This window comes from Caldanaerobacter subterraneus, from assembly GCF_004345675.1.
Taxonomy (GTDB): Bacteria; Bacillota; Thermoanaerobacteria; order Thermoanaerobacterales; family Thermoanaerobacteraceae; genus Thermoanaerobacter; species Thermoanaerobacter subterraneus.
In genome coordinates, this window is sequence record NZ_SLWU01000020.1 from 40001 (window position 1) to 46252 (window position 6252).

At 34.6% G+C, this 6252-nt stretch carries 6 protein-coding genes, 1 tRNA gene and 1 pseudogene; 6 read left to right on the top strand and 2 right to left on the bottom strand.

Features of this window, described 5'->3' with window-relative positions:
* The first annotated feature begins 129 nt into the window (after nucleotides 1–129).
* From EV203_RS09590 to EV203_RS09610, 5 genes are all read left to right on the top strand, one after another.
* A complete protein-coding gene (locus EV203_RS09590; RefSeq protein ID WP_011025843.1) occupies nucleotides 130–831 on the top strand; it encodes a DUF969 domain-containing protein in 702 nt (233 codons plus the stop codon).
* Between the two features lie 15 nt (nucleotides 832–846).
* Nucleotides 847–1803: a DUF979 domain-containing protein gene (locus tag EV203_RS09595; protein WP_009610357.1), complete on the top strand. Its 957-nt coding sequence runs from the start codon at nucleotides 847–849 to the stop codon at nucleotides 1801–1803.
* A 26-nt stretch (nucleotides 1804–1829) separates the two neighbouring features.
* Nucleotides 1830–2450 (top strand): pyroglutamyl-peptidase I, encoded by a 621-nt coding sequence (pcp, locus tag EV203_RS09600; RefSeq protein WP_009610337.1) that lies wholly within the window; start codon nucleotides 1830–1832, stop codon nucleotides 2448–2450.
* 16 nt (nucleotides 2451–2466) lie between these two features.
* On the top strand, nucleotides 2467–2868 hold the full coding sequence (locus EV203_RS09605) for a gamma-glutamylcyclotransferase family protein (RefSeq protein WP_011025844.1): 402 nt from the start codon (nucleotides 2467–2469) through the stop codon (nucleotides 2866–2868).
* Nucleotides 2869–3082: 214 nt separating this feature from the next.
* Entirely contained in the window at nucleotides 3083–3769 is a 687-nt protein-coding gene (locus tag EV203_RS09610) for a Crp/Fnr family transcriptional regulator (protein ID WP_009610358.1), read from the top strand.
* Nucleotides 3770–3900: 131 nt separating this feature from the next.
* Here EV203_RS09610 and EV203_RS09615 read toward each other — a convergent pair.
* A pseudogene (locus EV203_RS09615) lies at nucleotides 3901–4203 on the bottom strand (ATP-binding protein); the annotation flags it as partial.
* A gap of 253 nt (nucleotides 4204–4456) precedes the next feature.
* Here EV203_RS09615 and EV203_RS09620 point away from each other — a divergent pair.
* A tRNA-Pro gene (locus EV203_RS09620) sits at nucleotides 4457–4532 on the top strand.
* 43 nt (nucleotides 4533–4575) lie between these two features.
* Here EV203_RS09620 and spoIVA read toward each other — a convergent pair.
* On the bottom strand, nucleotides 4576–6054 hold the full coding sequence (spoIVA, locus tag EV203_RS09625) for a stage IV sporulation protein A (RefSeq protein WP_132040291.1): 1479 nt from the start codon (nucleotides 6052–6054) through the stop codon (nucleotides 4576–4578).
* Nucleotides 6055–6252 lie beyond the last annotated feature (198 nt).

Below are 6252 nucleotides of genomic sequence, written 5' to 3' on the forward strand. Positions count from 1 at the left end.
AGGTCGGCTACAAAAAATTTTTTACCTACAAAATCTTGACACGGGCAAATTGTAGCCGTGACTACAGTTTTATTTATGTATTGTTGATATAATTATAAAAAAATAAATCCATTTTAAAGGGGGTAGTTTATGATTAAGTTAATTGGTATTTTAATCATTATTGTGGGATTTATCTTAAAGCTCGATACTTTAGCAGTGGTTTTAATTGCTGGTATTGTGACTGGCCTGGTGGCAGGATTGCCTTTTCCTAAAATTGTAGAAATTTTAGGGAAAGCTTTTGTAGAGAATAGGTATATGTCTATATTTATTGTCTCATTGCCTGTAATTGGAATCCTTGAAAGGTATGGCCTCCGTGAAAGAGCTGCATATGTAATAGGGAAAATAAAAGCAGCTACAGTGGGGAAAGTAACTGCTTTATATCTAGTACTTAGAACATTATCAGCGATGTTCGGCTTAAGGCTTGGCGGACATGTACAATTTATACGACCTTTGATACTACCTATGGCAGAAGGGGCAGCAATGAATAGATATGGCGAAATAAAAAGCGAAGACCATGAAACAATTAAGGGATTAGAAGCTGCAGTAGAAAACTATGGCAATTTCTTTGGGCAGAATGCTTTTGTTGCAGCAGGAGGAGTTTTGTTAATTGTTGGCGTATTAAAAGAATTAAACTATACTGTAGAAGCTATAGATATTGCAAAAGCGTCAATACCTATCGCGTTAATAATAATGGTAGTTGGTAGTTTGCAGTTTTTCTATTATGACAGAAAATTTGACCAAAAATATGGAATAAAAACAAGGCCTAAAAAAGAAAATAGGCAGAATGCTTAGGAAGGAGGAGTGTTGATGCTTAAGGATGCTTTAACTGAAATCCTATACATTATGATGGGCATAGTTTGTTTTTACTCGGTGTATGCTACACTAAAAGAAAAAAGTCATCCTTCAAAAATTCCTACTGCTTTATTTTGGGGATTATTAGGAATAATTTTTACATTTAGCCGAATAGGCTTATTGTGGGGTAATAAAAACATTTATATACCTGATATCTATACAGGATACATGGTTATTATATTGACTCTGTTATCTGCATTTCGGTTAGTCAAAATTGGAAAATTTGACGAATCAACCTCAGAATTTAAACAACAAATGTCACAAAAAATTGGCAATTTAATCTTTGTTCCAGCCTTGGCTCTTGGTATTGTTGCGTTTATTGTTGCCCAAATATGGACTAAACAACTGGGTTCTCTTGTGGCTTTTTGGATATCAACTGTAGTAGCTGCAATTTTGGCATTAGTTATTACGAAAGGGAAAGTTAAAGAAATGGCTGATGATGGTAGGAGGTTACTTGAAGTAGTAGGACCTGTAAGCATTTTACCACAATTGCTTGCTGCTCTAGGGGCTATTTTTACCGCTGCAGGAGTAGGCGATGTGATTGCAAGTGGAATAAAGACTGTCATTCCTCAAGGTAATATACTTTTAGGAGTAATTGCTTATTGCGTAGGAATGGCTTTATTTACCATGATAATGGGCAATGCTTTTGCAGCTTTTGCAGTTATTACAGCAGGTATCGGAATTCCTTTTGTAATAGCTCAAGGAGGGAATCCTGTGATAGTAGCGGCCTTAGGTATGACAGCAGGATATTGTGGAACTTTAATGACACCAATGGCGGCAAATTTTAACATAGTTCCGACTGCAATATTGGAAATGGAAGATAAGAAATATGGAGTTATAAAATATCAAGTTCCTGTAGCTATTGCCATGCTCATTATTCACATAGTACTAATGTATGTTTGGGCATTTTAATATTTTTATGAAAGGGTGATGTGGTAATGAAAATACTTGTAACAGCTTTTGATCCTTTTGGTGGGGAAAGTATTAATCCTTCTTATGAAGTATTAAAAAACTTAAAAGATAATATAGAAGGTGCGGAGATAGTTAAGATTCAAGTTCCTACTGTTTTTTATCTCTCTGTTGAGAAGGCAATAGAAAAAATAAAGGAAGTTAATCCGGATGCAGTTTTAAGTATTGGACAAGCTGGAGGACGATATGATATAAGTGTGGAGAGAGTAGCCATCAATATCGATGATGCTAGAATTCCAGATAATATAGGACAGCAGCCAATTGATACACCGATTGACCCTGAAGGAGCTCCAGCTTATTTTGCCACTATTCCAATAAAAGAGATAGTGGAAGAGATAAAGAAAGAAAATATACCGGCATCAATTTCCAATACAGCAGGTACGTATGTGTGCAATCATCTAATGTATGGAATTCTAAATTACATTCACAAAAACAAATTAAACATTAAAGCGGGCTTTATTCACATACCTTATTTGCCAGTGCAAGTTTTGAATAAGCCTTCTACTCCTTCCATGTCTTTAGGGGATATGGTTAAAGCTATAGAAACTGCTATAAAAGTAATTGTAAAAAGTTGTAAAAAAAGTAGATAGCAGTTATTTGGGAGAAGTGAAAAAACTATTTGTATATGGAACTTTAATGAGAGGTTTTGAAAATTACAACAAATATTTAAAAGATAAAGTTAAAGAGATAAAGAAAGGATATACTTACGGCAATCTCTATCACCTGATACGGGAAAGTTGTCCTGCTTTAATTGAAGGGAAAGAAAAAATATGGGGGGAGATTATTACTTTCTATGATGATGGCAATGTTTTGTCAAGTATTGATGAGTTAGAGTTATATTTTGGAGATAAGCATGAAATTATGTATTTAAGAGAAAAAAGAGAAGTATTTTATGAGAATGGCGAAAAAGAGTATATTGATGTTTATGTATATAAAAAAGACATAAAAAGAGAACCTCATATTTATATCGAAACAGGTGACTGGAGAACATTTTTATTAAAGAGATGAAACTATGTTAGGCATGGAGATTTTTATGCTCCATGCCTTTTAGATATTTAGATATAGAAAACCTATAAAGGTCAAAATATAGAAATGCAATTTTAAAGATAGTATAATTAATTTTAAAGGTTAACTTTTTAATTACACATATTGTAAAAATAGCAAAATTGTTGGTGTAATTTTTATTGTTCCAAACAGAAAAGAAATGAGGAGCTGAAAGGGGATGACTATAAGTTCGGTATATAACGAAATGTTTGATATAAATCGACAGAAAGATATGAGAAAATTTTTCCTTAATATAGCTATAGAGGGATATAAAAAGAGTTTTTTGAAAAATGAAACTATAACAATTGATTGTGACAAAACATATATTGCCATAATAACGAAAGGGTTGATAAAGCAATTTATTTCAAATAAAAATGGGAAGATAAAAGTTCTTTATTTGTTGCAGCCAGGGGAGATATTTGGGGAATTTTCTTATTTAGGAGGAGGATTTGATTTAATTGAAGGTCAAGCTATAAAAGATAGTGAAATATCTATTATTTTTGAAGATAAATTAAATTCTATGCTGAAAACAAATCCTACGATGTATAAATATATTGCTCATAGCATGAGCAGAAAATTCAGAATTGTTACTATGCAAATGAGTGATTTGATTTTCAAAGATTCAATGGGAAGACTATGCGATTTTCTAATTAGAGTGTTTTATCAGGAAGGTAAGAAAATAGAAAAAGGTTATATAATAGACATCCCTTTAACCCATGAGGATATTGCTAATTTAATAGGATGTGATAGAGTAACTGTTACAAAAGGACTAAATAAGTTGAAAAAAGAAGGTTTAATTGAGATAGATGGAAAAAAGATTATAATAAAAGACCTTCGCTACCTTGAAAATTATGCGGATTCATAACATTTAAGCATGATATAATAAATAACAACCCGGCGATAAGTGAAGGGGTTAATAATTTGAAAGTGTCAATAGCGGATTAAAATTGACCCATTTTCAACGGTTTTAAATTGACCCACCCTGCGTTTTTTTAATTAAGCTTTAATGTTTGGACTACCGTAAAGACCAGTCTTTAATCTATCCTTTAAACGATAGCTGTTACCTCTTATGTTGATTATATGAGCATGGTGCAGCAATCTGTCCAAAGCCGCAGTTGCAAGAACCGGATCCCCCATTAGTTCACCCCATTCCCCAAATCCTTTATTGCTTGTAAGTATTATGCTCCCTCTCTCATACCGTGCACTTATCAGCTGAAAAAAGAGATTTGCTCCAAGGTTGTCTAAAGGCAAATATCCTATTTCATCTACAACAAGAAGCCTTGGCCTTATGTGGTTCCTCGGAAGGAGTATAGTTCCATTATTTTACATTAAAAAGCAAGAAAAAGGAGAAAAGATCTTTACGCTTTGTCAAAGTAATAATTTAACATAAATAGTAATATATATATAAATCACTAATTTAAACTTATAAATTTTTAGCGGTAAGGTTGTCCACAAAAAATTTTTACCTACAAAATCTTGACACGGGCCAGAAAAAATAAACTCTTGATTTTTTCCTCATTTTCAGCTAAAATAAAGGTAGACCAGAGAATGTCTGGGTGTGGCGCAGCTGGTAGCGCGCCAGAATGGGGTTCTGGAGGCCGGGGGTTCAAGTCCCCCCACTCAGACCAGTGAAAAAAAGACCACTTACTCACACGTAAGTGGTCTTTTTGTTTAGATGATTATGAATATTATTCCTCCGCCACTGTCATTCACTACTCTCTCCAACGTATCTCTCAATTTATGACTTAAATTTTCAGGAATTGCACTTACTTTGTTTTGCATACCTTCTTTTACAAGATCGCTCAATGTCTTTCCAAATATGTTGGATTCCCAGATTTTTTCTGGGGCATTTTCAAACTGCTCTGTTATGTATTTTACAAAGTCTTCGCTTTGCTTTTCTGTACCTACTACAGGTGTCACTTCTGCTGTTATATCTGTGCGGAAAATATGATAGGAAGGTGCAGAAGCTTTAAGCCTTACCGCAAATCTTCCACCTTGCCTCACTATTTCAGGCTTTTCAAATTTCATCTCCTCTAAACTCGCAGGAACTACCCCTACTCCTGTCTCTTGTGCCTTTAAAAATGCCTCTTTTATTCTATCGTACTGTCTTTTTGCATGTGCCAGTTCTTTTATAACACTCATCAATTCTTTGTCATTTTTGATTGTAAGCCCGCTTTCATCACTTAAAATTTTGAAAAATAAGCCTTCATGGGTTTTAATCTCAATATTGGCGCTTCCCTCTCCGGGAGCAATCTTTTTTATAAACACCTCTGAAAAGTTTTCATTTGCTTTAAGACCGCCTACAAGATTTGAAATATCTCTTAGCCTATACAAATCTTTTACGCTCTCTTTTACCGTAGAAAGCACATTTTCTTTAAACCAGTGGTTTTTATCAAGAGCATCCACCCATGTAGGAAGGTCAATGGCAATTTCCCTGATTGGAAATTCAAAAAGCACTTTTTCCAAAATTTTGTAAATATCCTTAATCTCCATCTGCATCACATTGACTACAATCACAGGTGTATCGTACTTTTTCTCCAGTTCACTTGCTAAATTCATTGTTTCTGTATTCTGCGGATGAGTGGTATTGAGAAGAATTATAAAAGGTTTGTTTAGCTCTTTTAATTCTTTTATAACCCTTTCCTCGGCAGGAACGTAATTTTCTCTCGGTATTTCTGTAATACTTCCGTCCGTGGTAACTACTAACCCTATAGTAGAATGGTCGCTTATTACTTTCCTTGTCCCTATCTCCGCTGCCTCTTCAAAAGGTATTTCGTAGTCATACCAAGGGGTAGAAACCATCCTGGGTTTGTCTCCTTCCATGTAGCCTAGCGCTCCTTTTACCATGTATCCAACGCAATCCACAAGCCTTACTTTAAACTTAGTGTTTTCGTTTATAGTTATTTCCACTGCTTTTTCTGGAACAAACTTGGGTTCTGTAGTCATAATTGTTTTGCCAGCAGCGCTCTGAGGAAGTTCATCCCTTATTCTTTCTTTTAAAGGAGCTTCTTCTAGGTTAGGAAGCACTAATATGTCCATAAAACGCTTAATAAAAGTCGACTTGCCTGTTCTAACAGGGCCAACAACTCCTATGTAGATGTCTCCCTGAGTTCTCTCAGCAATGTCTCTATAGATGTCGTAGCCTTCCACTTTATTCCCTCCTTTTGGCTATGTCCCTCATTCTCATTCCTAATATATGCTTTTACCCCACAGTTATATGATTAAATATAAAATCTCCGGCAAAGCCGGAGATTCAGTTTGTTGACAAAGCAAAATTTTAGCCCCTGTTTTCTTAGTACCGAAAGCAGGGGCTGTATATATCTGGATAAAATTTTCTTTAAAACTCCA

Bases quoted from the DNA above. Each gene is read 5' to 3' on its own strand.
- EV203_RS09590 (WP_011025843.1), top strand. From the start codon at position 130: ATGATTAAGTTAATTGGTATTTTAATCATTATTGTGGGATTTATCTTA.
- EV203_RS09595 (WP_009610357.1), top strand. From the start codon at position 847: ATGCTTAAGGATGCTTTAACTGAAATCCTATACATTATGATGGGCATA.
- pcp (WP_009610337.1), top strand. From the start codon at position 1,830: ATGAAAATACTTGTAACAGCTTTTGATCCTTTTGGTGGGGAAAGTATT.
- EV203_RS09610 (WP_009610358.1), top strand. From the start codon at position 3,083: ATGACTATAAGTTCGGTATATAACGAAATGTTTGATATAAATCGACAG.